Origin of the sequence: Synechococcus sp. PROS-7-1 (assembly GCF_014279795.1) — a bacterium.
Classification (GTDB): Bacteria; Cyanobacteriota; Cyanobacteriia; order PCC-6307; family Cyanobiaceae; genus Synechococcus_C.
In genome coordinates this window covers 1,420,969-1,445,332 of record NZ_CP047945.1, presented here as the reverse complement: position 1 = coordinate 1,445,332, position 24,364 = coordinate 1,420,969, and the positions used below count along the sequence as shown (strand labels likewise).

Below are 24,364 nucleotides of genomic sequence, written 5' to 3'. Positions count from 1 at the left end.
TCCATGCGCCATCCGCGTCAACTGGTGGTGATTGGTGACAGTGGCGTGGTCGGCTGGGGAGACACCGAGGGTGGCGGCTGGTGCGAGCGCTTACGGCGTGCCTGGATGGCGCTGCCCGATGCACCGGTGATCTACCCACTGGGGATTCGCGGCGACGGTCTGGAGTCGGTGTCGCAACGATGGGAAGCGGAGTGGGCCTGTCGTGGTGAGCTGCGTCGCCAACAGCCGAAGGCTTTGCTGGTGGCCGTGGGGCTCAACGATTCAGCCAGGGTTGGTCGTGCCGACGGAAGGCAGCCGCTCGATGCTCAGGCTTTGCGCTTCGGATACGAACAGTTGCTTCACGCCATGACAGCGCGAACCCAGGTGTTTGTGCTTGGCCTGTCGCCGGTGGATGAACAGGTGATGCCGTTTGCCGACTGCCTCTGGTACAGCAACCACGACATCGCTGTGCATGAAGCTCAGATTGAAGAGGCCTGTCTCGAGGTGGATGTTCCTTTTTTGCCTCTCCACGCGGCCATGCTGGCAGAGCCGGGTTGGCTTGGCTGGATTGAGCCCGACGGGATCCACCTCAACAGTGCCGGTCATCACTGGATCGAGCAGCGGGTTCGGTCGTGGGGTGCCCTCCAGCGTTGGGCAGGTCTGGAGTTGCAAACACAACTCACCTGGACCTGATGCCTATCAGAATCGCAGCAGTGATGAGATCGGGCATGCGCATGGTCGTTGTGGTTTTGGCCGCCGCTCTTCAGGTGATGCCAGCCCTGGCGCAGCAGGACCCTGTGACCTGTGAAGCGTTTTCCAGTGGTTTCACCACGGCGGATGGCTGCCTGGATGGCACCCAACCGTCATCGGGACCGATTCCCAAGAATCAGTGGAGTGTGGATTACGACGATGATTTCTGGCCAGACGGTTGGTACGGTCCAGGCATCGGAGAGACCTTCTGACCCGTGGCGAGATGCTGATGCGCTTGCGCTGGCTGCTGCTGATGGTGGGGGTGCTGATCAGTACTGACGCTCATGGTTGGAGCGCGATTGCGTGGGCCCAAAGCTTGGATGAGCTTCAGCGCCAGCGCCTGATCACACCCGCGGTGAGGGATGTTCTTGAAAAGCACGATGCCCAGACTCCATCGCAGCGGCAGGCCGTGCTGGATCAAGCTTGCCGAACCGGTGAATTGTCCCCCTTGGATTGTGATTTCATCGGTCGCGGAATCCGCCGTCGTCGGCGTGATTAATGCGTGCGTTGGCTCTTGAGCAGTTGAGCAAGCTCGCCGAGGGGCCATCCCAGATTTCTGAGATGGCGTAGCAGTCCTTTTGAAGCCTGGAAGTACTCATTGTTGTAGTGGGGCGCGTAGCCGATTTCCTTCAAAGTGAGCATCAGCAGGCGATGTTCCCGTCGGGTTCCCTCCCGCGCTTCCAGTATTTGAAATCCGCGATTCTCCAGGTCGAGGGTTTGTCCCTGGAGGTCTTCACTGAAGCCGAGCTTGATCACGTGGTCGATCTCTCGGTAAGCGGTGAAAACGCGTGCACCCTGGTGATCCTCCAGAAACTGATACCGCTCGGTCACGGCGATCACCGCCTCCATGCACGGGGCCAACAAGGCCTGCTCAAGGGTGGCTTGCTTCAAAGTCATGACAGCGCTCCTCCGGCGGTGAGGCGCTCTTCGCACGCCATCTCGTAATTGCGGATCGCACCAGCAGGGATGGACCCGTTGCTTTTCAGTTGGCGTACCGACAATTCAACGCACTGCAAAACAACACTGGTGAGTTCTCGCCCCTCGCAGAGAGCCCAGCTGCGCAACAAGACATGAAGGCTCGGCGGAACGGAGACCGTCAGCTTCACCTGGTTTTCCCGGGGGACGGCCATGCATCGGGACGGCTGAATGATCTGATCTTAGCTCGGAGTGGCTGCAGGGCAACTCAACGGTGACTCTGGGGTTGCTTGATGGATACTCCGGGGGGGTTTGGTGGATTGTTTGAGAGCGCTGGTGGTTCCGGTCCCCTAGGCAATGAGGCCTACATCAGGACCAGTTGCAGAGACGACGCCACAGCCAGACTCACGCCAACGCCGACGCTGGCTTTGAACAGATCTTTCGCCAGCTGCTTGATGGCTTGCCCAGGCGACGATTGATGCAGTCTTGCCACCAGCGCCAGCTCCCGACCGGCCAGTAAGCCAAGGAACACCCAGGTGGTGCTGAGGGGAATCATCGACATGCTGAGTGCCCTGGTGAACAAAATCATTCCGAATACAAGGTCGATCAATGTTGCGGATCGGATGTCGTGGATGTTGATCTTGCGGCGAATGATGGTTTGGATGGGTCCACCTCCCCAGGCAAAGATCAGGGCGAGGGCCGCGCAGATCACGGCAATGCTTAAAAAGAGTTCCTCAAAGCTCAGTTGCCTCGGCAGGTACACATACAGGCTGGCGGCGTTTTGAATCATCCACTGACACCACAGCCAAGCTGTGCTGAACCACTGCAGGATCAGCCACCGTTCCGGCAGCGCAGTTGAAGATGGTTCAGTGCTGCGGCTGAACCGTTTTTCCAGCAGCCAGAGCCCCAGCCCATAGAGAAGCAAGCTGATCACCAGGGCGAGCAGATACCCCAGTGCTGATGTCTTCACCAGCGCAGTTGTTTGCATCGGTGCAAACGCAGACAGCACCAGAATCGAGGTTCCGATCGGAGCTCCCCACCAGGTCAAAACTGCAATCGTTAGCGGTGGGAATAGATAAAATCAGCTGAATGCCTCCGGTGGAGGGAATGGTCCCAAGCGATCCCAGGCCGGATCGCCGTGATATCGGATCCATCCGAAAATCAGGATTGCTGCCGTTGCCAAGCAGATCCAGAGCACTTGCAACCAGAGCGGTGTTCGTCCCCGATTGCTGACCAGGAATGTCCCGAGGGTCTGGAGGGAATCATTGGCCGTGCAGGCCAGCACGACGAGTACAAAGCCCAAGCCCTGGATCAGTGTGCTTTCCATCCAAAGCTCCGATGTTTAGCGCTCGAAAAGGATGATCCTGTTGTTTGATGGCATCAAGCGAATGTCTTGAAGAGACAGTCCTGCTCCTTGGGCTTCCTTGATGACTGCCTCTTGATCGCGCACCCCCCAGCTGGAATCGCGTTCCTTCAGCGACGTGTCGAAAAGTTGGTTGCTTTCGCTCACATGCTTCCCTTCAGCGCGAAATGGCCCGTAGATCAAAAGTCGACCGCCGGGAGGCAGGTGACGAGCTGAGCCCTGCATGAGGGCCTGCGTGCATTCCCATGGAGAAATATGCAGAAGGTTCACGGCCACAACCATGGCTGGTGCTGTTGGCAGACCACCCACCCAGTCGGGTTCACAGACATCCAAAGCCAGAGGTTGTGGCATGGCAGACGTCAGCCCCGCGTGAGCAATCCAGGAGCTGATGCTGCGGCAGTGGTCGGGGTCGGGGTCGCTGCATTGCCAGGTGATCCTGGGAAATCGATGTTGGAAGGCAACGCCGTGTTCTCCCGATCCGCTCGCCAGTTCGAGGATGAGTCCACCGGCAGGGAGGGCGTCGGCCAGCACGTCTCCGATCGCATGCACATTGCGTTGCGTAGCCGGGAAGAACAGCCGCGCATCATCACTGGAGCTCTCCATCGGACTCATTCGGCGCAGTTGCTGGCCGGGGTTTCGCAGGAGCGGGTGAGCTCTTTGATCCAACCCTGCAAGGCATTCAGCGCTTGTGGCCGAATGCTGTAATACACCCATCGCCCGCTCTGGCGGTCGCTCAGTAATCCCGCGTCTTTCATCACCTTGAGGTGGAAGGACAGGCGCGACTGGGAGAGTGAGAGGGAACTGGTGAGGTCGCAGACGCAGCGCTCACCGGTGGAAAGCTGGTTGAGAACCTGGAGGCGCAGGGGGTCAGACAGTGCCTTGAGAAGGCTGCAGGCCTGCGGTGCACTGAGAGAACGTTGCGTGGCCTCGATGGATGGCATCGGCGAGGCGGCTGATGACTCAACGTTAGCGGTGGTGGTGAAACGCTTCGTGTGATCCAGGCACTTGCGGGATGGCACGCGACTGATCAAATTTATTTGGTGAATGCACGGCACACCTCCATGCGGATCGGCATCAATGGCTTCGGGCGAATCGGTCGCCTCGTCTTCAGAGCGCTCTGGGGACGCCCCGGTATCGAGCTGGTTCATGTGAATGACCCCGCCGGTGATGCCGCGACCGCTGCCCATCTTCTGGAGTTTGACTCGGTGCATGGCCGCTGGGACCGAGATATCTGCAGCAGCGCTGAGGGATTCACTGTGGAGGGTTCCTCTTTGACTTGGTCGCGCGAGAAAGATCCCACCGCAGTGCCCTGGGCCGAGCGCGGTGTGGAGATGGTGCTCGAGGCCAGCGGCAAGATCAAGACCCCGGAGACCTTGAATCCCTACTTCGATCAGTTGGGGCTGAAGCGCGTTGTGGTGGCTTGTCCTGTGAAGGGTGTCGTCGCCGGCGCCGAAGCTCTCAACGTTGTTTACGGCATCAACCATCACCTCTATGAGCCCGATCGGAACCGGTTGGTGACCGCTGCCTCCTGCACCACCAATTGCCTCGCGCCGGTGGTGAAGGTGGTGCACGAGAGCTTCGGCATCGAGCACGGAATGATCACCACCATTCACGACATCACCAACACCCAGGTGCCGATCGATGCGTTCAAGAGTGATCTGCGCCGGGCCCGCTCCGGCCTCACCTCACTGATCCCCACCACCACGGGCTCTGCCAAGGCGATCGCGATGATCTTTCCTGAGCTCAAGGGCAAGCTCAATGGTCACGCCGTGCGCGTACCGCTGCTTAACGGTTCCCTGACTGATGCGGTGTTTGAGCTCAAGCAGAGCGTCACGGTCGAACAGGTGAATGCAGCCTTTAAAGCTGCTGCAGACGGTCCACTGCAGGGAATCCTGGGTTACGAGGAGCGACCGTTGGTGTCTTGCGACTACACCAACGACAACCGCAGCTCAATCATTGATGCGCTCTCCACGATGGTCGTTGACGACACTCAGTTGAAGGTGTTCGCCTGGTACGACAACGAATGGGGCTACAGCTGCCGGATGGCCGACCTCACCAGCTATGTGGTGGGGCTGGACGCGTGAAGCTCTCCGCTCTGCAGCAGTACGGGATTGTGACCGCCAACTACTGGGCGTTCACGCTCACTGACGGCGCTTTGCGCATGTTGGTGGTCTTTCACTTTCACGAGCTCGGATACTCCACACTCGAGATCGCCTTTCTGTTTCTCTTTTATGAGTTCTTTGGGGTTCTCACCAATCTCTATGGAGGTTGGATCGGAGCGCGTTATGGATTGCGGCTCACCCTCTGGGTCGGGACGCTTCTGCAGATTTTGGCGTTGTTGATGCTGGTTCCCGTCGCGGAATCCTGGCCCAAGCTTCTGAGCGTGGTGTACGTGATGGTCGCTCAGGCGATCAGCGGAATTGCCAAAGACCTCAACAAGATGAGCGCGAAGAGCGCGATCAAAACAGTGGTTCCGGAAACGCCGGATGATGCTCAGAAGGGGGAAACGCAGTTGTTCAAATGGGTGGCGATTCTCACCGGTTCCAAAAATGCTCTTAAAGGGGTTGGATTTTTTCTCGGAGGTGTGTTGCTCACAGCACTGAGTTTCAACGCTGCCGTGGCCTGGATGTCTGCGGGTCTGGCGTTGGCTTTTCTCGTCACCCTGGTGTTGCCGGGCGAGATCGGAAAGATGAAGGCCAAGCCAGCGTTTTCGTCTTTGTTTTCGAAGAGCAAGGGGATCAATGTTCTCTCTGCGGCCCGGTTCTTTTTGTTCGGTGCCCGCGATGTGTGGTTTGTGGTGGCTCTCCCGGTGTTTCTCGAAGCCTCCCTTGGCTGGGGGTTCTGGGAAATCGGCGGTTTTCTCGGCCTCTGGGTGATCGGCTACGGCATCGTGCAGGGCACAGCCCCCGGGCTGCGTCGCCTCTGGGGACAGCGTGAAAGTCCTGGTGCATCGGCCGTGCAGTTCTGGAGCGCGGTACTCACGGCGATTCCCGCCCTGATCGCCATCGCCCTTCTTCGTGAGGTCGATGTGACGGTGGCCATCGTCGGAGGGCTGGCGGCGTTTGGAGTTGTGTTTGCGATGAACTCCTCGATTCACTCCTACATGGTGCTGGCCTACACGGATGCGGAGAGTGTGAGCCTCAATGTGGGCTTTTACTACATGGCCAATGCGGCTGGTCGTCTGGTTGGAACGTTGCTGTCTGGTGCGGTGTTTCTGATCGGCGGAACGCCCACCTCAGGAATGCAGGCCTGCCTCTGGACTTCCTCTCTCCTGGTGTTGCTCTCATGGCTCACCAGCCTTCGGCTTCCTGCTGTGCGGAGGTCGGCGGCTTAGCGTCGGGTTAAAGCGCTTCATCCCGCTGATTTGCGGGTTTTTCCACCATGCCCCATCCCGCCCGTCTGGCTGCTCTTCAGGCCATCCAGCAGCGCACGCCAGTGGACTGCGCGCCCGCCCAACCCCTTGAAGACGTTTGGGCTAGCGACGTGTTCACGCTCGCAAGGATGAAAAGTGCTCTGCCCAAGGAGTCCTACAAAGCGGTTCGTCGTGTGATCCGTGATGGCGGGCGTCTTGATCTCGCCGTGGCGGATGTGGTGGCCCAATCGATGAAGGACTGGGCTGTGTCCCAAGGTGCGCACTACTACGCACACGTTTTTTATCCCCTCACCAACTCCACTGCGGAGAAGCACGACGGTTTCATCAGCCCGCAAGGTGATGGTCAGGCGATCCATGAGTTCTCAGGCAAGCTCCTCGTTCAGGGTGAACCTGATGGCAGCTCCTTCCCCAATGGAGGCATCCGTTCCACCTTCGAGGCTCGTGGATACACGGCCTGGGACATCACCAGTCCGGCTTATTTGATGCGTACCCCCAACGGGGTGACGCTCTGCATTCCCACGGTGTTTGTGAGCTGGACAGGAGAGGCTCTTGATAAGAAAACGCCTCTGCTCCGTTCGAATGCCGCCATGAACCGGCAGGCGAAGAGGTTGCTTCGCCTCCTTGGCAACGAAGAGGTGGCTCCTGTGAACAGCTCCTGTGGGGCTGAGCAGGAATATTTTCTGGTGGACACTCAGTTCGCCACCCTCAGGCCTGACCTTCTTCTCGCCGGTCGCACGCTGTTCGGCGCGGCGTCACCCAAGGGTCAGCAATTTGATGATCACTATTTCGGTGCGATACCGGAAAGGGTGCAGGTCTTCATGCAAGATGTGGAGAGTCAGCTTTACAGACTGGGGATTCCAGCAAAGACCCGACACAACGAAGTTGCACCGGGCCAGTTCGAGATCGCGCCAGTGCATGAAGCCGCCAATGTCGCGACGGATCATCAGCAACTGATCATGACCACCTTGCGCAGCACCGCCAAGCGTCATGGGTTCACCTGCCTGCTTCATGAAAAGCCCTTTGCTGGAATCAACGGGTCCGGAAAGCATGTGAACTGGTCGGTTGGCAACAGCACCCAGGGCAACCTGCTGGATCCCGGTCGCACCCCCCACGACAACCTTCAATTTCTGTTGTTCTGTGCTGCCGTAATCCGCGGCGTGCATTGCAATGGTCCCTTGCTGCGTGCGGTTGTGGCGACGGCAGGCAACGACCATCGCCTTGGTGCAAACGAAGCCCCTCCGGCGATCATTTCCGTGTATCTCGGCCAGCAACTGGAGCAGGTCTTCCAGCAGATTCAACGGGGTGAGGTCACAGGCAGCTCCCATGGGGGAGTGATGCGTCTGGGTGTGGATACCCTTCCCGAATTCCCCAAAGATGCAAGAGATCGCAACCGCACCTCCCCCTTTGCCTTTACCGGAAACAGGTTTGAATTCCGTGCTGTTGGCTCCGGCCAGTCCGTCGCTGGGCCCCTCGTGGCCATGAATACCGTGCTGGCTGATTCCCTGGAATGGATCAGCGATCGCCTTGAAGCTGAAATGGGCTCTGGTCAGAGTCTCGAACAGTCGGCGGCGGCGGTGATTCGCCAGATCATGGATCGGCATGGTGCCGCTGTGTTTGGCGGTGATGGCTATTCCGACGCGTGGCATCGGGAAGCGACCGAGGATCGTGGCCTGGAAAATCTCCGCAATACCGCTGAAGCCCTGCCAGTGCTGCGCCGGGAGGAGGTGCGAAGCCTGTTCCAGCGCCACGGCGTGATCTCATCGGTGGAGATGGAAAGCCGCTACGAGGTGTACGGAGAGCAGTACTCCCTCGCCATCGAAGTGGAGGCCAAAGTGGCCCTCTCCATGGTGCGCACGCAAATCAGCCCAGCTGTTCAGAAGCACCTGAGCGCCCTGGCACGCAGCCTGCAACAGCAGCAGTCACTCGGACTTCAGCCTGAAACCCGCGATCTCCACCAGATCGCTGAGCTGCATCGACGTATGGACGACCATGCAACAGCTCTGGCAGGGGAATTGCACCAGTTGCACTGCGGAGATACCGCCGCGGCCATGAACCACTGCTCGGGTGTGTTGCTTCCCCGGCTGCAGCTGTTGCGTGAGGCCGTGGATTCCTTGGAGGAACTCGTGGACGACGATCGCTGGCCCCTGCCCTCGTACCGGGAGATGCTTTTTGTTCGCTAGGACCCAGCTTTGCGAATCCCGATAAGGTGAAGAGTGTGGGGACTTTCGCCTTGCCGCTGAACTCAGTTGCTGACTTACTCGACTGGGTCATCAGTTTTGATGCCAGCAAGGTCCGCTGCGAAGTGGATCTCCTTCGCCGCCGCTATCCAGATGCCACGACCTATGAACTCGCTGAACGTGCATTCAGCGATGCGCGATTGCGTGTGATTACGGCGGGAGCGGCGATGGGGTTGACTGCGAATCCCGTCCTCAGTGTGGCTGGGGCACTGGCGGATCTGTCCGTCACAACTCGGACCCAGCTGTTCGCTGCAGCCTGCGCCGCCGAGCTCCTGATTCCAGGGTTCCTTGAGAGTGAGAACGCTCGCCACGAGTTGCTGTTCCCGGTTTTCGGCTCCAGTGTGATTAGCCAAGTGGGTGTGGAGCTGGGGTTGAAGGCTGCGCATACGGCCACCCGTGAGATGGTGTTGAAACTGATCAACAAGCGCAGCCTCGCTCTGATTAACGGCGTGATGACCAGGGTGTTCGGACGCAGAGTGAGTCAACGTGCTCTGATCACCAAGACGATTCCGCTGGTGGGTTGTGTGATAGGTGGCACCTGGAATGCCGTTGAGGTTCAGTTGATTCGTAACCGAACGCTCCGCTACCTCACGGCACAGGCCATGGAATCCGGTGAGTTCATCGACGTTGAGGCAGTAGCGAGCTGATGGGGAGATTTCAACGACGGCACATTCGGGGTGCCTTGATCCTTGGTGGTGCCTTGATCCTTTCCCCAATGATCCTTGCCCCCAGGGTGGTTGCTGATCCTCACCCCCGGCAGGAGGTCACAGTTCTGACGGTGAACAACGGCCAGGAAGTGCTTGTTGACCTTGCGGGTGAAGGGCGCGCCGTCAGGTTGGCTTGCATTCAGGCACCGCTTGCCGAGCAGAGGCCATGGGCGCAGAACGCTACAGCTCAGCTTCGCCGCTCCCTTATGCCTGGAAGCAGCGTTGTTCTGGAACTAAGGGCCAGGGATGTATACGGCAGAGTTGTGGCTCGCTTGATCGACGATGGGGCTGATGTAGCTGTTCCACTTTTGAAGCAAGGGGCAGTCTTTGCCTACGACGGTTATCTGGGGCAATGCAATGACCTGGATTAAAGCCGTCTTGAGCGTGAAGCCAAAGCCGCCCAGCTTGGGGTCTGGAGCGTTCAAGGAGGCATTGAACGCCCATGGAATCTGATTGAGGCGTCCGGAGGACGTCTGGAGCCTTAATCAGGTCAAACAGTTGTGGTTGACACAGTCGATCTGAACAGGCTGCGTCTAAATGAAAAGAGATTCACGAACGCGATGAGTTACGAGCCTGGCAGCCTGGAATGTCGTTTGCTGATTGATGCCAAGCACCATCTTGAACATGCATTGGCATCCCTGAGCTCCCTTCCACAAAGCGATCACATTCAGCGGCAGCTCAAGGCTGTGCATCAGCAGCTTGAAGGGATGCACGATCTCAAGCGCAAACAACCGCTTCACTCCCCCGTCTGAACCGGTGTTGTTTGAACAGAATGGAGGGACCAATCAGCTCCCTCCATGTTTGAGAACAAAAACCGCCCTGCATGGGTGAATTGGCTCTTTCTTGGAATCTTCTTGTGGTCCAGCTGGCAGCTGGCGGGATTCTGGTTTGCACAGCTCCACGGCTGAAGCTGTGCGTGTGCACGACGCTGTGCCTCAGTGCTTTAGCCCTACTCCCAAGTGACCGTGCAGCGGTAGGTGCTCGAATTCCCTGAGGTTCCAATCACTTCGCAGGATGTGTCCGTCACGCTCTTCCCTTGAGGAACCTTGGCCATTGCACGATTGATCGCAAGCTCTTCGCTGACCCCACCCATCGTCACCGATCCCGCATGGACAACAGTGCTGTTGGAGAGAATCAAGAGCGTCGCAAGCGGTAGGAGTCGTTGCACAGAGTTCATGGCAGTTGATGACTCATTCATTGAGACGTCGTGCATCGATGATCCTGGCAAGTTCCAGTACATAGCCTGCAGTACACCAGCGACCGTGGCTGCGAACTCGGTTTTCAGGATCCGAGCGGATTTCAGCCGTTTCGGCCATCAAGAGGTCAAGTTCTTCTAGCGGCAGTTCGTAGAGATCCTGCAATTCCACCTCCCGACCGAGCAGATGGCTACGGAACCATTTGCGCGTTTGCTCTTGCGCAGGGATTTCATACGGCATGCAATAACTCCGCTAGTCCTTTAGTTGTAGGGGTAGGCATTCGGCACGAAGAACTGTTCGTTGATCGGTGGACGGGTGTAGTTGCCCTGCTCCGGCCGCGGAGGCAGTTCGATTGCTGGAGGTGTCATGTCTTCCCAGGGAACTTTGCTCAGCACATGTCGCAGACAGTTGAGGCGTGCTCTGCGCTTGTCGTCGGCTTCAACGGTGAACCAGGGCGCTTCCGGAATGTTGGTGCGGTTGAACATGGCGTCTTTCGCTTGGGAGAACTCCACCCAACGATTACGGGCCTCCAGATCCATGGGGCTCAGCTTCCAGCGTCTGGTGGGGTCGTCGATTCGCGACTGGAAACGGGCTTCCTGTTCCGTGTCGCTCACCGAAAACCAATACTTCAGGAGCAGGATTCCGCTCCTCACCAACATGCGTTCGAATTCAGGCACGTCATCAAGAAATTGTTCAACCTGTTCAGGAGTGGCGAAGCCCATGACCCGCTCCACTCCGGCACGGTTATACCAGCTGCGATCGAACACCACGATCTCTCCTGCTGCGGGGAAATGTTCCACGTATCGCTGGAAATACCATTGTGTTTTTTGTCGCTCGGTCGGCGTTCCGAGAGCAACGACACGGCAGCCTCGGGGATTTAAGGGTTCTGTGAGACGTTTAATTGTGCCGCCTTTCCCTGCCGCATCTCGACCTTCGAACAGAACGATCATCCGGTAGCCGGTGTCCTTGATCCAGTACTGCATCTTCACCAGCTGGGTCTGGAGTTTCACCAGTTCGGCTTCGTACAGCTTTTTATTCAGCCGTTCGATCTTGTGATTCCGACCTTCGAGCAGGTCGTCCAGCAGTTCTGCCGGACTGTCGAGGTCGTGCTCGCTGCCTGCAAGGTTGTCCATGACGGAATCGGGAAGCTTCTCCCCACTGTCTTTTTTTTTGTCATGGGCCTTGTGCTTGCCCTTGTCTTTGTCCTTATGCGCCATGGTTTGGGAAGCCTCTCCTTCATTGGTGACTGATTCCGAGCGTCACCCTTTCAGTGCAAATGTTTTTCTCAGCTTTGTGGGTGTTCTGAGACTTGGCGATCGGTAGGCAAGGGGAGGCTGAGGCGAATGGCGAAGCGTCCTGGTGGCTGCTTTTCGGAACAGAGATCTCCCTGCAGACACTCCAGACGTCCGCCGTGAAGAGTCGCCACGTGGGAGACAATCGCGAGCCCGAGACCGCAGTGGCCTTGTTGACCACGGGAAGAATCGAGGCGATGAAAGGGCTGAAGCGCTTGCTCCCATTCGCTGGCTGGCATGCCTTCACCTTGGTCCCAGATTTCGATGCTGCAGCGTGAGTCCATGTCACGCAGGCGCAAAACCACAGGGGCTGTTCCGTAAGAGAACGCATTGTCGATGAGATTGGCAACCGCCCTGCCGAGAGCCACCGGTTTCACGGCCATGGAGAGAGGCGTGAGATCCAGATGGAGTTGATCAGCTGGATGACTGCTGGCCACTTCTGCCAGCAGCTGCTCGAGAGGAACCTCGACTGAGGCTTCACCGTCACCGCCTCCTGCAAACAGCAGAAACTGCCCCGTGATCCGCTCGAGGGACTGAAGATCTCCAGCACAGCGCTCTCGGTCTTCCGCCGTGAGCTGAGGCATGGAGAGCCGGAACTGAAGCCGCGTGATCGGTGCCCTTAGATCATGGGCAATACCAGCCAGCATGGTGGCCCGTTCTTGGCGGCTGGTGGCTAGGCGCTGCACCATCGCATTGAAGCGCTCCGTGAGCCGTTGCACTTCCGGCGCACCTCGAGCCGGTACAGCATCCGGCCCACCTCCTTCCCCCACCCTGGCAAGGGCTTTCTCCAGACTTCTCAGCGGCGCCTCGACCTCCACGAGCAGGAACAACCCGCCGCAGATGATGCCTGCTCCAACCAGTGACAGTCCTAGAAGAGTCGGCTCTGGGGGCCAGCGCATCATCGAAGGCACATTCACCTTCAACCAGATGGGCTCCAGGGGGGAAATCAGCTCAATCCAAATGCTGCGTTCTTCCCCAGCTGCGCGGTGGGGGTAGACCATCGGGCAGTGGGACAGCCTTTGACAAAGTTGTTGTTGCAATGCTTCAGCCTGACGTTTGAAGCCTGCCGATGGATCCAAGGTTGATGGTTTGGGCCTCACGGTGACCACAAGATCCAATCCGGTCAGTTCTGCCACCAGATGGGGTGGATATCGCTCCAAGGCCAGTTCTGTGAGCCTGACGTTGAGGGCCAAGTCGCGACCGAGCTGAATGGTCTGAAGCTGCTCCAGCTGACGTCCGAACAGGGCTTGGAAGACCAGCAGACAGAAGGCTGAACTGCCGAGGGCCAGGCTTCCCCATCCCAGCAGTGAGCTGATGCGCTTCTGCCAGGACGGAGATGGCATGGGAGGGAGTTAGCGAGAGCGGGGTTGACCGTCGGGAACAAACACGTACCCATAGCCCCAGACGGTCTGCAGGTAGCGGGGACGTGTGGGGTCAGGTTCCACCAGTTTGCGTACCCGAGAGACCTGCACGTCCATGCTGCGGCTGTCTGTGTCACAACCAGGCCCGCGCGCTAGCTCAATGAGCCGTTCTCTCGATAGCGGACGGTGTGGGTGTTGAACGAAGGATGCCAGCAGACTGAATTCACCACTGGTGATCACCACTGGTTTCCCCTCGCGGGTCAGCGTCCTTGCGGCCAGATCGAGCACGTTGTCTCCGAACACCACATCGCCACCTTCCGCGAGAGGAGTTCCCGCAGGGAGGGAACTCCGGCGCCGAAGAACAGCTTCGATCCGTGCGGAGAGTTCTCTCGGCAGAAACGGTTTGGCGAGATAGTCATCAGCACCCTGTTCGAGGCCGATGATGCGGTCGACGCCCTCGCCGCGGGCAGTCAGCATGACCACTGGCAGATCGTCTCCAGCGTCGCGGAGACGGCGGAGGGCTGTGAGACCGTCGTCTCCTGGCATCATCAAATCGAGAACGATCAAATCTGGCCGCTGGAACTCGAGTCTTGCCTCGAGTTGTTTGACGTCACTGAGGCTGCGCACGTCATAGCCCTGGTCGATGAGGTAAGTGCCCACCATCTGGCGCAGCTCAGGATCATCGTCGACCACCCAGATCATCGAGGAGCGTCCCACCGTTGTTAGTCCTGCAAGAGATGCCCTGATCGTATGGATGCATCAGCACCCTGTCGCCCAGGGATTGACCCTGTCACAGCTGATCAGCGTGCTGTCACCACTCAGACACTCCCTGGCCTCAGGTTGCTCATAACCTGATGGAATGGACTTACCGCTGCCATCACTGAAGATCGGGGCGTTTGGGCTTCTGATCACTCCACTCGCGGTTCTTCCGGTCTGGGCTGAATCCAGGCCCGTTCACTCCTATGGGCAACGGATGGAGGCGTTGTTTATTCGTAGGGATGTGAATGGCGACGGGCGCTTGGAGACTGGTGAAGTGAAGGGTGATCCTTACCTCGAACGCAGATTGCAACGGCGCGATTCTCGGGGCTTCCTTTTGTTGGAAGATCTCAGACCATCAACGCCCCATCCCAGTGGCAGGCGTCTACAGCAACGCTTCCGTCAGGCCGATCGCAACGGCGATGGTCAGTTGGATCGATCGGAATGTCGTTCTTTGCCCTGGCTAAACCGCAACTTCACCAGCTTCGATCTTGATGCGAATGGTGGATTGACACTTGAGGAGCTTTGGATTGTTCAGCGTTCGCTGGCCCCTCGATCACCTGCTCCCTGAGCTCCTCAAGCCTTTCAGCGCTTGATCTTTGACGCTGAGCGCTTCGTTTTCACGTGAGGATTTGTCGTTCCGCGCATGAGCCGGCTGCATCCCTTAAATAGGCGGATGGTTCCTGCGATGATCGATACGAACGCCAGCACCAGCAGCAGGGCGATCAGAATGATGGCCGCAAGCCCCAGCGCTGCTTCAACAAGCTGACTCAGACCCCGGATAAGGTCGGCGATCGCTTCGCTCACGACCACCATGGCGTCGAGTTTCTGGGGAAGCCAGCTCAGGAAGGTGAATGCACCCGCACCAAAGCCGAGCAGCAGAACGGACTCGAAGAGTTGCCTGCCGACGGACATCGGTCGGGAGGAGCGCCCTTTACTGAACACTTTTCTCGGTGATTTCCCCTTGCGCAGGGGGCGGATCTTGGGTGGGTTCATGACATTGCCTGGTGTCCGGCACCTCGCATCCAGCGCTCAAATTCTGTGAGCACGAGTTCGTTGGGACAGTCGATCAAGGTGAGATCGCCAACAGTGCAATCCCCATAACCACTGTGGTGAAGAGTGATGTGATATCCAGAACCACTGAGACCGCAAACTTCCGGATCGCTCCGGACGACGACATCAAGCGAAGCTCCAATGCGTGCAACCCGACGACGGAGATCTGACCAGCTTGATGCCATTCCCGCATTCATCCGATCTGATCATTCTGAGGATCTCTCTGCTCAGGTCAACGCTCTCAATCAGCTTGTGAAGGATTGCTAATCGGTGGCTCTGCTCGCCCCTCCTGCTTTTCGAGCTGGGGATTGGTCTGCGGGGTTTCGGGTGTGGGGATCGGCACAAGCAGACCGACCAGCCCAAGAATCAAAAACGTACCGGTGCCCAGTGCTGGTGCCGCCAAGCGTTGAAGCAAAGGTGTTCGCTCTTCCAGATCCCGTTTCGGCAGGGGAGCATGGGTGATCCGAGGCCACTGGATGCGAACCCTTTCGTCGTGACGCAGGGCATCGAGGCAGCGCACCAGGTCTGCAAGATCCGCATCATCAAGTTGAAGGGTCAGAGGAGGAACTCCACTGCGGCTGCTGATTAGTTCCAGTTGATGTCCTTGCTCGAGAGGGAGGATTCGCACGGGCCCCCCATCCTGGCCTTGAACTCTGGATACCCCCGACAGTTGAAGACGGGCATAGGGAATGACCGCAGCCATGAGGGCTTCCAGGTGCTCCCGTTTCCCTTCCATTTCAGGGCCGCCAATCATGGTGAGTCTCCAACTGGAGAGAATGCCGATCGCATTGCTGCCATGGTCGGCAGAAAAGTCTGGAAGACCTTCAACCTCCAAGCGTGCAGCGGTTTGGTCGTATCGGAAGGACTGTTTCAGCATCACCATCAGGGGGTCGGATCGAGAAGGCTGGCGCGGAGCCGATCGACTCCACCTGGACCGGCAGCCAGGGCCAGTGTGAGCACGAGTTGGCGCTGAAGGGGCATGGCCTGTTGACCATCAAGAAGGCGCTGAATGGCTCCCCTGCGGAGGTTCATGCGCTCTTCGATGAGGTCTCCAAGGCGCTGATCCAGGAGAGCCCAACGTTGTTCTGTGAGGTTTGCAGGTTCCCTGCTTGACAGCAATTGATGCAGCAGTGGGTAGAGACGATCCGCCATGGCGCAGAGAATGCGGATCAGGGCTTCAGTTTCAACCGCTGCAAGCGATCCACGGCGGGTTGATCGCCTCAGTGGGTTGTGGCACCGGCGCTTCCAGAGTTCGACACGATTGGGAAAGACCGTTTCAAACCCCAGTTGTCGGGTCGCCCAGAGCATGGCCTCCCCACCATTGAGATCCAATGACTCCACAGTCAGCAACAGAAGATCCAGGCGTTCGAGCGCCCGTCGGCCGAGAACGGCTTCGGGTTGAGACGGATCGGATACCGCCGGAACTGAAACATCGGTCATGGCTGCGATGATGCCAGGGTTCAGGCCTTTCCGTCACCACCTCGTGGATCTTCGTCAGTACGTTCGAGATATTCCCGACTTTCCCAAGCCCGGAATCCTGTTCCGTGACATCACCCCCTTACTCAGGGAACCCAGCGGTTGGGATGAGGTGATTCGGCGCCTGGTCGCTGTGTGTGATCGATGGCAACCGGATCTGATCGTGGGCATCGAATCCAGGGGGTTCATTGTTGGAACGGCGCTGGCAACCCAGCTGAAGAAGGGCTTTGTCCCCGTTCGCAAGCCAGGCAAATTGCCTGGTGAGGTGATCGGAATCGATTACACCCTGGAGTACGGCAGTGATCGTCTCGAGATTCACGCTGATGCTTTGTCTGATCATCCGAGAGTGATGCTTGTGGATGACCTGCTGGCCACTGGTGGTACTGCCTCGGCATCGGCTGAATTGGTCACCAAGGCTGGAGGAGTGCTTGTGGGATGCGGATTCGTGATCGAACTTGCGGATCTGGCTGGGCGCAGAAAACTTCCAGCTGGTGTACCAGTCGAATCACTGATTATTTACGACTGATCTCTCACTCCTGCTGGTTCTGCCAGTCGAGAACGTCTTGGTATTGGCTGAGATTCAGAAGACCGAAGCTCCAAAGCACGACAGGGAGCGGAGCCTGTTCCAAAGCGGCTTGTCGCAAACCCAGATTGATCGCGTTGTCACTGAGTCCCATTTTCTGCTGAAGAAAACTGAGCAGAGCGGGATTCGGCTGGGGTTGTGGATCGCTGCTTGTCACCATCGTGGGCAATCCTTTGACCACACTGTGGCAAGCGCGAGAGCAAGGTGCCAGGACCGTCGGTCATGGCCGAAAGACTGACGCGACGAACCCATCGGGCCTGCGCCAGAAGCTTGATGATTAGAAACCGTATCGGAAGAATGAGTGGTTGCCGATTGGAGAACAATCGGATCAGAAGGTCAGTGGAGAGCAGAACACTGATCAGATCGGAAAGCCGTCGCCAGGTGTAAAGGCGTCCCAGGTTTGATGGCAGGGAACCGTTGATGCCTCTCGATTGCGTGAGGTCAAGCAGGTCACTTACATCCCGCCAGCAGAGATTCAATCCTTGACCACCAACGGGATGACAGCGATGACCCGATTCTCCGACCAACAACAGGTTGGCGGCACTGAGTTGTGGGGCAAAGCTGAGTTCCAAAGGGAACGCCCCAGGTTGATCCAAAAGAGCTGTGGGACGAATTCCTATTGGAAGAACGTCTGTTAGTTGCTGAAGTAGTTGATGGTCCTGCAGGTTTGCGCGTTCACGACAGTGCTGAAGAGGAGCACTCCAAACCACTTGGTACAGCGCACCTCCAAGTGGCAGCACAGCCATCGGTCCCTCGGCTCGGAACAATTCATAGGCACAACGTTGCTCGGCGCCCTCGAGAGTCACTTTGGCTGTTAAGCAACCTTGTTTGTACGCGTGACTCCAGAACGGCATCGCTCGAGAGCGACGAAGTGTCGAGCGAGAACCATCAGCAGCAACAATCCAATCAGATTGCTGTTGGTGCTGCCGGGAAGAATGTTCGTCAACACTGAAGCGCATGTTGACCAATGCGTTGTTCTCAAGCTCGTCCAGGAGCTTCGTCATCAACGGCTTGTGATCCAGAATCCAGCCGATCGCTTCAGACCCTCTGTTTCCGGGTCTGAGATCACTGCGGCGAAACCATGCAGTTGATCCCAGAACCCGGTCGTCGAGACGAAGGGACTCAAACGGTGATAAAAAATTTTGAAGTTGATCCCAAACATCCAGGCGTTGGAGCAAGCGTCTGGATGAGTGGGTTAAGGCGTATGCACGGCTTCGTCCAATCAGCTCGGGTCGTGTCTGATGGTCAATTAACAGGACGTTAAATCCCTGCCGAGCAAGACCAAGAGCGAGAAGAGAACCTGTTGGACCGGCTCCAACAATCAGGAACCGGTCAGTTGCCGTTGCTTCTGGCAAGGAATCAGCCGATGCCCAGGAGACCGCGGGTGAAGGCCTCTCCACCCATGGCGAGTTCAGTCGCAAGCAGAGCAATGAAGCCAAGCATGGCCATGCGTCCGTTCAGCTTTTCAGCACGCTCATGGAAACCCCAACCACTTTCGGTGTCTACCACTTCCATTCTGGGTTCGGTCGCGAAGGCGTTCAAACGGCCGCCATCTTCTGTTGTCACCGTCGCTCCACGGATGACTGGTGCACTTGCAGGTACTTCGGACATTTGTCTCAGGCGTCTTTACATAGCGTAACGCATCTTTTCAGAACTTTTGATTCTGGGTGCTGCCACGCAGGCGCAGTCGGCAAAGATCTTCGAAAGCTGGCCTCAGCAGGAACGGGTAGTCCCCAACCCAGAGGCGGGCCTCCGGTAACCAGGCATCGGTCAGCGCTCCCAATCTGCTGAAGTCCTTGCGATCACTGAGCACGATGCAACGGACCACCATCCCCGGTCGGATTGATCCGTGGGCCTTGGTCATCGGGAAACTGATCCTGCCGAGGTAGCCATCCTCATCGGCAAGGTCGATCACCATCCAGGTTCGCCTGTTCTCGACCAGTTCGAGGCGACCGTTGGCATCAGCCTGTTCACGCTGATTCTCGACGCGTTCTTGGGTGAATGCTTCCGCAATCTCGCCTTCGAAGATGGCTGCTGCGGGATAGCGCCGAAGCTGGGCATTGCGACGACCCGCTTCAACGATCGGACCCCAAAGGATGTAGAGGAGCAGGACGACTCCTGCGATCAACCAAACCGACCCCCAGCGGTTGAACGACAAGCTCTGGCTGATGAGAAGCGTGATCACACCGCCGATTCCAGAAATCAGCAGGCGCTGAAGAATCTTGCGGGGATTGCCGAGGGTTGCTCTGAATTGAGTTCCCGTGGCGACTGCCGGAATCAGGCGCTGAAGTTCTCCCGGTCGCAGAGGCAGAAGCATCTTGAATCAGATCAGGCGTTCGAGGCCGTAGACCAGCCCCTCGAGTTGACGGACCCGGCGCACGCACAGCAGTACCCCTGGCATGTAGGCAGAGCGATCGATCGTGTCGTGGCGAAGGGTATATGTTTCGCCGGGCGCTCCGAACATCACTTCTTGGTGTGCGACCAAGCCCGGTAGTCGCAGTGAATGAAGGCGAAGTCCACTGGGACGGCGGCCACCCCGGCTCCCCTCGAGGGATTCATGTTCTTCGACTTCTTCAGGGTTGAAGGATTTGCCGAGCTCCTCCATGAGTTCAGCGGTTTTGATGCATGTCCCGCTGGGTGCATCAGCCTTGCGATTGTGATGGAGCTCCGTGAGTTCAGCATGGTCGTAAAAGCGCGCCGCTGCTGCTGCTGCCTGTTGAAGCAGAACCATTCCCACAGAGAAATTGGGGATTACAGCGCCACCGATGGATGCCTTGCGCGCAAATTCATTGAGATCGTTCAGCTGCTGCGGTGAAAGCCCTGTTGTGCCGATCACGGGATGCACGCCGTAAGCGATCGCGGCGCGGGTATTGCTGTAGACGACTGATGGATGGGTGAAATCCACCATCACAGCGCCGTGACCTCGACCGTTGTCGCGTACGGCTTGGCTGCAAGCACAGAGGCATCCCTCTAGGTCGGCGGTCACGGCGACCTCAAGGGGGCCTAGGCCGAGACAATCGCCGACGTCGTGTCCCTCCTTGCCAGGTGTGGTGTCAACGGCACCCACGAGATAGCAGTCCTCCGCTGCCTGAATGGCCCTGATCACCTCAGCACCCATCCTTCCGAGTGCTCCTGTGACCACCACAGGGATCGAACCACCCGCTGCTGAATTCATGGCACTGCTGTCACTCGCTAGAGCCTATGGGCTCGGGGGTCTTGTAACACCAGACCCCAAACACTCGCACCTTGAGCACGGCCCGCCGTAATGTTCTTCACATTGCTCAAAGAGTGCAGATGTTCACACAGGTCCGCTCCGCTGATCGTCGCGTTGCTCCTGTGGAGGGTCAAAACCACAAGTCCGTGATGAAGGCGGTTTACGTGGTTCTGGAACCTCAGTACCAAAACTCACTCACCCAGGCCGCCATTGCTCTCAACGCGGCTGAAGGAGACCTTGGAATTGATCTCTGCGGCTATTTGATCGAGGAACTGCGCGATCCCGATAATTACGAAAATTTCAAGCGTGATATCAGCGAGGCCGATGTCTTCATCGCTTCCCTCATTTTCATTGAGGATCTTGCTCAGAAGGTCGTTGAGGCTGTAACCCCCCACCGCGACCGTCTCAAGGCAGCTGTGGTGTTCCCCTCGATGCCCGAGGTGATGCGCCTGAACAAGCTCGGCTCCTTTTCAATGGCGCAGCTTGGGCAAAGCAAAAGTGCCATTGCCGGTTTCATGAAAAAGCGGAAGGAAGCCGGGGGGGCAGGCTTTCAGGACGCCATGCTCAAGCTTCTCAACACGCTTCCCACTGTTCTCAAGTACCTGCCGGTGGAGAAAGCGCAGGATGCCAGGAGCTTCATGCTCAGCTTCCAGTACTGGTTAGGGGGAACTCCCGACAATCTCAGGAATTTCTTGCTGATGCTGGCCGACAAGTATGTCTTTCCGCCTGCTGAAGGTGAGGAACGTTCAGCCATGGTGGTGGCGGAGCCAGAGGTCTTCCCTGACCTGGGGATTTGGCATCCCCTTGCGCCCAACATGTTTGAGGATCTCAAGGAATATCTGAATTGGACGTCAAGCCGAACCGATCTTTCCGATGAAGCCCGTCAAGGGCCAGTGATTGGTCTGGTGCTGCAGCGCAGCCACATCGTGACGGGTGATGACGCGCACTATGTAGCGGTCATTCAGGAGCTTGAGTTCCGTGGTGCTCGGGTGATCCCGATCTTCTGCGGCGGTCTCGACTTCTCCAAGCCCGTCAACGCCTTCTTCTTTGATCCGCTGAATCCAGAACAGCCATTGGTTGATGGCATCGTGTCGCTGACTGGTTTCGCACTGGTTGGTGGACCGGCTCGCCAAGACCACCCCAAGGCAATCGAGTCCCTTAAGAAGCTCAATCGCCCCTACATGGTGGCCTTGCCATTGGTCTTCCAGACCACCCAGGAATGGGAGGACAGCGATCTCGGCCTTCACCCCGTGCAAGTGGCACTGCAGATTGCGATTCCAGAGCTGGATGGTGCCATTGAACCCATTGTTCTGTCCGGCCGTGATGATGCAACTGGAAAAGCCCATACCCTTCAAGATCGGGTCGATGCCATTGCCGAACGGGCGATTCGCTGGTCATCCTTGCGAATCAAGCCGCGTCAGCAGAAAAAGTTAGCAATCACCGTTTTCAGCTTTCCTCCGGACAAGGGAAATGTGGGAACAGCGGCCTATCTCGATGTATTCGGATCCATTCATCGTGTTCTCGAAGAAATGAAGGCGAAGGGATACGACATTCAGGATCTTCCGCGTGATTCCAAAACTTTGATGGAAGCGGTGATCAATGACCCTGAAGCGATGCAGGGAGCACCGGAGCTTTCGATCGCCCATCGCATGAGTGTGGAGGAGTACGAGCGGCTGACCCCTTACTCCGAGCGTTTGGAGGAGAACTGGGGAAAACCTCCTGGAAATCTCAACAGCGATGGGCAAAACCTGCTGATTTACGGCCGTCATTTTGGCAATGTGTTTGTTGGTGTGCAGCCCACATTTGGTTACGAAGGCGATCCAATGCGCCTTCTCTATTCCCGTAGTGCGAGCCCTCACCATGGCTTCGCCGCTTATTACACCTACCTCGAGAAAGTGTGGGGGGCTGATGCCGTTCTCCACTTTGGTACCCACGGGTCACTTGAGTTCATGCCCGGCAAGCAGATGGGCATGAGTGAAACCTGTTATCCAGATTCATTGATTGGCTCTTTGCCGAATCTGTACTACTACGCAGCAAACAATCCTTCTGAGGCCACGATCGCCAAACGCCGCGGCTACGCGTCCACGATCAGCTACCTCACGCCACCAGCAGAGAATGCCGGCCTTTACAAGGGCCTCAAAGAGCTTGGTGAACTCGTCGGTTCTTATCAGCAATTGCGCGAGGGCGGTCGCGGCGTTCAGATCGTGAACACGATTGTTGAAACGGCCCGTCTGTGCAATTTGGATAAGGATGTTGACCTTCCTGAGGACGATGCTGCCTCTCTTGATCTCGAGGGTCGGGATGCTCTGGTTGGCGCTGTTTACCGCCAATTGATGGAGATTGAAAGTCGTCTTCTCCCCTGCGGTCTCCATACCATCGGCAAGCCCCCCACGGCTGAAGAGGCTGTCGCAACCTTGGTCAATATCGCAGCGCTGGAGCGTGAGGAGGAAGGTCTTCGCTCACTCCCAGGGCTTCTCGCTGAAGCGATGGGACGCACCATCGACGCTATTTATCGAGGGAATGATGAGGGCGTTCTTGCTGATGTTGAACTGAATCGGACGATCACTGAAACATCCCGGGCTGCCATCGGCTCCATGGTTCGTTCCCTGACCGGTCTTGATGGCAGGGTGAACATGCGCGGCAACTTCGGTTGGCTTCTTGACCTCCTCACCAAGTTTGGACTGAAGCTTCCTACTCCCTGGCTGAGGGCATGCTGTGGAGCTGGTTTCACCAGCATTGATTCCACCGAGCTCGACAAGCTTTTTGCGTACCTGCGTTTTTGCCTTGAGCAAATTTGCGCGGATATGGAGATGGAAAGTTTGTTGCGGGCGCTTGATGGTGAATATGTGCTTCCAGGGCCAGGCGGAGATCCCATCCGCAACCCCGGTGTTCTTCCTAGCGGCAAAAACATTCACGCCCTTGATCCCCAAGCTATTCCTACCCGAGCAGCAGTTGCTGCAGCGAAGGGTGTGGTCGATAAGTTGATTGAGCGTCAGCGTGAAGAGCAAGGCGCTTGGCCAGAAACCATTGCCTGTGTTCTTTGGGGTACAGACAATATCAAGACCTATGGTGAGTCTCTTGCTCAGATCCTCTGGTTTGTTGGCGTTAAGCCGATGGCTGATTCTGTCGGCCGCGTCAACAAGCTCGAGTTGATTCCCCTTGAAGAGTTGGGTCGTCCTCGGATTGATGTGGTGGTGAATTGCTCTGGTGTGTTCCGTGACCTGTTCATCAACCAGATGGCCTTAATTGACCAGGCTGTGAAAATGGCGGCTGAAGCTGATGAACCTCTAGAGCAGAATTTTGTGCGTCGCCATGCTCTTGAACAGGCCGAAAAAGAAGGTACAAGCCTTCGTGATGCGGCTTGCAGGGTGTTCTCGAACGCTAGTGGTAGCTACAGTTCAAACGTCAATCTCGCTGTAGAAAATAGCACCTGGGAGGAAGAAGGTGAGTTGCAGGAGATGTACCTCTCCCGCAAAACGTTTGCATTCAATGCGGACAATCCTGGTGAGATGAACCAGAAGCGTGATGTGTTTGAGAACGTCATGAAAACTGCTGACGTTACCTTCCAGAATCTTGATTCGGCAGAGATTTCGCTGACGGATGTGAGTCATTATTTCGACAGTGATCCCACCAAGCTCATTAAGGGCTTGCGGGATGATGGCAAAGCTCCAACCAGCTACATCGCTGACACCACAACAGCCAATGCTCAAGTGCGCTCCTTGAGTGAGACGATTCGTCTGGATTCTCGGACCAAGCTTCTTAATCCCAAGTGGTACGAAGGCATGCTCGATTCCGGTTATGAGGGCGTTCGCGAAGTGGCTAAGCGTCTCAACTTCACGCTCGGTTGGAGTGCTACCAGTGGCGCGGTTGACAACTTCGTATACGAGGAAGCCAACGAAACTTTCATCAATGATCCGGAGATGCGGAAACGTCTCTTGGAGTTAAATCCTCACAGTTTCCGACGCATTGTTGGAACATTGCTTGAGGTGAACGGTCGGGGATACTGGGAAACCTCTGATGAAAACATCCAGCAGCTCCAAGAGCTTTACCAGGAAGTAGAGGATCGGATTGAAGGTGTGACGACTCCAGCCTGAACGTCGTCAGCACGC

Annotated in this window: 32 protein-coding genes and 1 pseudogene; 12 read left to right on the top strand and 21 right to left on the bottom strand. The window is 57.3% G+C overall.

Features of this window, described 5'->3' with window-relative positions; translation table 11 throughout:
• Nucleotides 1-3 precede the first annotated feature (3 nt).
• The 3 genes from SynPROS71_RS07955 to SynPROS71_RS07945 are packed head-to-tail and all read left to right on the top strand — an operon-like array spanning nucleotide 4 to nucleotide 1,228.
• Complete coding sequence (locus SynPROS71_RS07955) at nucleotides 4-672, top strand: GDSL-type esterase/lipase family protein (protein WP_186594353.1); 669 nt, start codon at nucleotides 4-6, stop codon at nucleotides 670-672.
• Nucleotides 673-707: 35 nt separating this feature from the next.
• Nucleotides 708-941, top strand: coding sequence for a hypothetical protein (locus SynPROS71_RS07950; RefSeq protein WP_186471359.1), 234 nt, complete (start codon nucleotides 708-710; stop codon nucleotides 939-941).
• A gap of 11 nt (nucleotides 942-952) precedes the next feature.
• Nucleotides 953-1,228: a hypothetical protein gene (locus SynPROS71_RS07945; protein ID WP_186594352.1), complete on the top strand. Its 276-nt coding sequence runs from the start codon at nucleotides 953-955 to the stop codon at nucleotides 1,226-1,228.
• On the opposite strand, the gene SynPROS71_RS07940 is transcribed toward SynPROS71_RS07945, so the two are convergent.
• From SynPROS71_RS07940 to SynPROS71_RS07915, 6 genes are all read right to left on the bottom strand, one after another.
• Complete coding sequence (locus SynPROS71_RS07940; RefSeq protein WP_186594350.1) at nucleotides 1,225-1,626, bottom strand: hypothetical protein; 402 nt, start codon at nucleotides 1,624-1,626, stop codon at nucleotides 1,225-1,227. The genes SynPROS71_RS07945 and SynPROS71_RS07940 overlap by 4 nt on opposite strands.
• The gene (locus tag SynPROS71_RS07935) at nucleotides 1,623-1,859 is read right to left on the bottom strand and encodes a hypothetical protein (RefSeq protein WP_006041641.1); all 237 of its coding nucleotides are present in this window, start codon (nucleotides 1,857-1,859) and stop codon (nucleotides 1,623-1,625) included. The genes SynPROS71_RS07940 and SynPROS71_RS07935 overlap by 4 nt, the downstream gene beginning before the upstream one ends.
• Nucleotides 1,860-2,008: 149 nt before the next feature.
• Nucleotides 2,009-2,632: a hypothetical protein gene (locus SynPROS71_RS07930; protein WP_186594348.1), complete on the bottom strand. Its 624-nt coding sequence runs from the start codon at nucleotides 2,630-2,632 to the stop codon at nucleotides 2,009-2,011.
• Nucleotides 2,633-2,725: 93 nt separating this feature from the next.
• On the bottom strand, nucleotides 2,726-2,971 hold the full coding sequence (locus SynPROS71_RS07925; RefSeq protein ID WP_186594346.1) for a DUF2878 family protein: 246 nt from the start codon (nucleotides 2,969-2,971) through the stop codon (nucleotides 2,726-2,728).
• A gap of 15 nt (nucleotides 2,972-2,986) precedes the next feature.
• Nucleotides 2,987-3,610, bottom strand: a complete 624-nt coding sequence (locus tag SynPROS71_RS07920; protein ID WP_186594344.1) for a DUF938 domain-containing protein — start codon at nucleotides 3,608-3,610, stop codon at nucleotides 2,987-2,989.
• Between the two features lie 5 nt (nucleotides 3,611-3,615).
• Nucleotides 3,616-3,948 (bottom strand): helix-turn-helix transcriptional regulator, encoded by a 333-nt coding sequence (locus tag SynPROS71_RS07915; RefSeq protein ID WP_186597975.1) that lies wholly within the window; start codon nucleotides 3,946-3,948, stop codon nucleotides 3,616-3,618.
• A gap of 120 nt (nucleotides 3,949-4,068) precedes the next feature.
• On the opposite strand from SynPROS71_RS07915, the gene SynPROS71_RS07910 reads away from it, so the two are divergent.
• The 6 genes from SynPROS71_RS07910 to SynPROS71_RS07885 all read left to right on the top strand — a co-directional run bounded on the left by SynPROS71_RS07910 (nucleotide 4,069) and on the right by SynPROS71_RS07885 (nucleotide 10,076).
• Nucleotides 4,069-5,091 carry an ArsJ-associated glyceraldehyde-3-phosphate dehydrogenase gene (locus tag SynPROS71_RS07910; protein WP_186594342.1) on the top strand — a complete coding sequence of 341 codons (1,023 nt, stop codon included), beginning with the start codon at nucleotides 4,069-4,071 and terminating at the stop codon, nucleotides 5,089-5,091.
• A complete protein-coding gene (gene arsJ, locus SynPROS71_RS07905; RefSeq protein ID WP_186597973.1) occupies nucleotides 5,088-6,341 on the top strand; it encodes an organoarsenical effux MFS transporter ArsJ in 1,254 nt (417 codons plus the stop codon). The genes SynPROS71_RS07910 and arsJ overlap by 4 nt, the downstream gene beginning before the upstream one ends.
• Before the next feature lie 47 nt (nucleotides 6,342-6,388).
• On the top strand, nucleotides 6,389-8,560 hold the full coding sequence (locus SynPROS71_RS07900; protein ID WP_186594340.1) for a glutamine synthetase III: 2,172 nt from the start codon (nucleotides 6,389-6,391) through the stop codon (nucleotides 8,558-8,560).
• Between the two features lie 50 nt (nucleotides 8,561-8,610).
• Nucleotides 8,611-9,264 carry a hypothetical protein gene (locus tag SynPROS71_RS07895; RefSeq protein ID WP_255442053.1) on the top strand — a complete coding sequence of 218 codons (654 nt, stop codon included), beginning with the start codon at nucleotides 8,611-8,613 and terminating at the stop codon, nucleotides 9,262-9,264.
• A gap of 68 nt (nucleotides 9,265-9,332) precedes the next feature.
• Nucleotides 9,333-9,695, top strand: a complete 363-nt coding sequence (locus tag SynPROS71_RS07890; RefSeq protein ID WP_255442052.1) for a thermonuclease family protein — start codon at nucleotides 9,333-9,335, stop codon at nucleotides 9,693-9,695.
• Between the two features lie 189 nt (nucleotides 9,696-9,884).
• The gene (locus tag SynPROS71_RS07885; protein ID WP_186594338.1) at nucleotides 9,885-10,076 is read left to right on the top strand and encodes a hypothetical protein; all 192 of its coding nucleotides are present in this window, start codon (nucleotides 9,885-9,887) and stop codon (nucleotides 10,074-10,076) included.
• A 197-nt stretch (nucleotides 10,077-10,273) separates the two neighbouring features.
• Here SynPROS71_RS07885 and SynPROS71_RS07880 read toward each other — a convergent pair whose 3' ends face one another.
• The 5 genes from SynPROS71_RS07880 to SynPROS71_RS07860 all read right to left on the bottom strand — a co-directional run bounded on the left by SynPROS71_RS07880 (nucleotide 10,274) and on the right by SynPROS71_RS07860 (nucleotide 13,875).
• Nucleotides 10,274-10,501: a hypothetical protein gene (locus tag SynPROS71_RS07880; protein WP_186594337.1), complete on the bottom strand. Its 228-nt coding sequence runs from the start codon at nucleotides 10,499-10,501 to the stop codon at nucleotides 10,274-10,276.
• Nucleotides 10,502-10,514: 13 nt separating this feature from the next.
• Nucleotides 10,515-10,760: a hypothetical protein gene (locus SynPROS71_RS07875; RefSeq protein WP_186594336.1), complete on the bottom strand. Its 246-nt coding sequence runs from the start codon at nucleotides 10,758-10,760 to the stop codon at nucleotides 10,515-10,517.
• 20 nt (nucleotides 10,761-10,780) lie between these two features.
• Nucleotides 10,781-11,737 carry a polyphosphate kinase 2 gene (gene ppk2 / locus SynPROS71_RS07870; RefSeq protein ID WP_186594335.1) on the bottom strand — a complete coding sequence of 319 codons (957 nt, stop codon included), beginning with the start codon at nucleotides 11,735-11,737 and terminating at the stop codon, nucleotides 10,781-10,783.
• 68 nt (nucleotides 11,738-11,805) lie between these two features.
• A complete protein-coding gene (locus tag SynPROS71_RS07865; protein WP_186594334.1) occupies nucleotides 11,806-13,155 on the bottom strand; it encodes an ATP-binding protein in 1,350 nt (449 codons plus the stop codon).
• 9 nt (nucleotides 13,156-13,164) lie between these two features.
• A complete protein-coding gene (locus SynPROS71_RS07860) occupies nucleotides 13,165-13,875 on the bottom strand; it encodes a response regulator (protein ID WP_186597969.1) in 711 nt (236 codons plus the stop codon).
• 157 nt (nucleotides 13,876-14,032) lie between these two features.
• Here SynPROS71_RS07860 and SynPROS71_RS07855 point away from each other — a divergent pair, with 157 nt between their 5' ends.
• Entirely contained in the window at nucleotides 14,033-14,500 is a 468-nt protein-coding gene (locus SynPROS71_RS07855) for an EF-hand domain-containing protein (protein WP_186471347.1), read from the top strand.
• A 14-nt stretch (nucleotides 14,501-14,514) separates the two neighbouring features.
• Here the strand turns inward: SynPROS71_RS07855 and SynPROS71_RS07850 are convergent, their stop codons facing one another.
• Genes SynPROS71_RS07850 through SynPROS71_RS07840 form a run of 4 tightly spaced genes read right to left on the bottom strand, consistent with a single transcriptional unit; the run spans nucleotide 14,515 to nucleotide 16,422 of the window.
• Nucleotides 14,515-14,925, bottom strand: coding sequence for a hypothetical protein (locus SynPROS71_RS07850; protein ID WP_255442050.1), 411 nt, complete (start codon nucleotides 14,923-14,925; stop codon nucleotides 14,515-14,517).
• Entirely contained in the window at nucleotides 14,922-15,167 is a 246-nt protein-coding gene (locus SynPROS71_RS13885) for a hypothetical protein (protein ID WP_186471346.1), read from the bottom strand. The genes SynPROS71_RS07850 and SynPROS71_RS13885 overlap by 4 nt, the downstream gene beginning before the upstream one ends.
• Before the next feature lie 56 nt (nucleotides 15,168-15,223).
• On the bottom strand, nucleotides 15,224-15,859 hold the full coding sequence (locus tag SynPROS71_RS07845; RefSeq protein ID WP_186597966.1) for a DUF4335 domain-containing protein: 636 nt from the start codon (nucleotides 15,857-15,859) through the stop codon (nucleotides 15,224-15,226).
• 5 nt (nucleotides 15,860-15,864) lie between these two features.
• A complete protein-coding gene (locus SynPROS71_RS07840; protein WP_186471344.1) occupies nucleotides 15,865-16,422 on the bottom strand; it encodes a DUF3038 domain-containing protein in 558 nt (185 codons plus the stop codon).
• On the opposite strand from SynPROS71_RS07840, the gene SynPROS71_RS07835 reads away from it, so the two are divergent.
• Entirely contained in the window at nucleotides 16,421-16,984 is a 564-nt protein-coding gene (locus tag SynPROS71_RS07835) for an adenine phosphoribosyltransferase (protein ID WP_186594333.1), read from the top strand. The two genes, SynPROS71_RS07840 and SynPROS71_RS07835, sit on opposite strands and share 2 nt — an antisense overlap.
• A gap of 4 nt (nucleotides 16,985-16,988) precedes the next feature.
• On the opposite strand, the gene SynPROS71_RS07830 is transcribed toward SynPROS71_RS07835, so the two are convergent.
• The 6 genes and pseudogenes from SynPROS71_RS07830 to dapB form a co-directional block, all read right to left on the bottom strand.
• A complete protein-coding gene (locus SynPROS71_RS07830) occupies nucleotides 16,989-17,201 on the bottom strand; it encodes a DUF2949 domain-containing protein (RefSeq protein WP_186594332.1) in 213 nt (70 codons plus the stop codon).
• Nucleotides 17,122-18,045, bottom strand: a complete 924-nt coding sequence (locus SynPROS71_RS07825; RefSeq protein WP_370586870.1) for an FAD-dependent monooxygenase — start codon at nucleotides 18,043-18,045, stop codon at nucleotides 17,122-17,124. The genes SynPROS71_RS07830 and SynPROS71_RS07825 overlap by 80 nt, the downstream gene beginning before the upstream one ends.
• A 150-nt stretch (nucleotides 18,046-18,195) precedes the next feature.
• A pseudogene (locus tag SynPROS71_RS14005) lies at nucleotides 18,196-18,441 on the bottom strand (FAD-dependent oxidoreductase); the annotation flags it as partial.
• Nucleotides 18,401-18,652: a high light inducible protein gene (locus tag SynPROS71_RS07820; RefSeq protein ID WP_186594328.1), complete on the bottom strand. Its 252-nt coding sequence runs from the start codon at nucleotides 18,650-18,652 to the stop codon at nucleotides 18,401-18,403. The pseudogene SynPROS71_RS14005 and the gene SynPROS71_RS07820, both read right to left, overlap by 41 nt.
• A 37-nt stretch (nucleotides 18,653-18,689) precedes the next feature.
• On the bottom strand, nucleotides 18,690-19,358 hold the full coding sequence (locus tag SynPROS71_RS07815) for a hypothetical protein (protein ID WP_186594326.1): 669 nt from the start codon (nucleotides 19,356-19,358) through the stop codon (nucleotides 18,690-18,692).
• 6 nt (nucleotides 19,359-19,364) lie between these two features.
• Entirely contained in the window at nucleotides 19,365-20,216 is an 852-nt protein-coding gene (gene dapB, locus SynPROS71_RS07810; RefSeq protein ID WP_186594324.1) for a 4-hydroxy-tetrahydrodipicolinate reductase, read from the bottom strand.
• 119 nt (nucleotides 20,217-20,335) lie between these two features.
• Between dapB and SynPROS71_RS07805 the strand changes: the two genes are divergently transcribed.
• Complete coding sequence (locus tag SynPROS71_RS07805; protein ID WP_186594322.1) at nucleotides 20,336-24,349, top strand: magnesium chelatase subunit H; 4,014 nt, start codon at nucleotides 20,336-20,338, stop codon at nucleotides 24,347-24,349.
• Nucleotides 24,350-24,364: the final 15 nt, after the last annotated feature.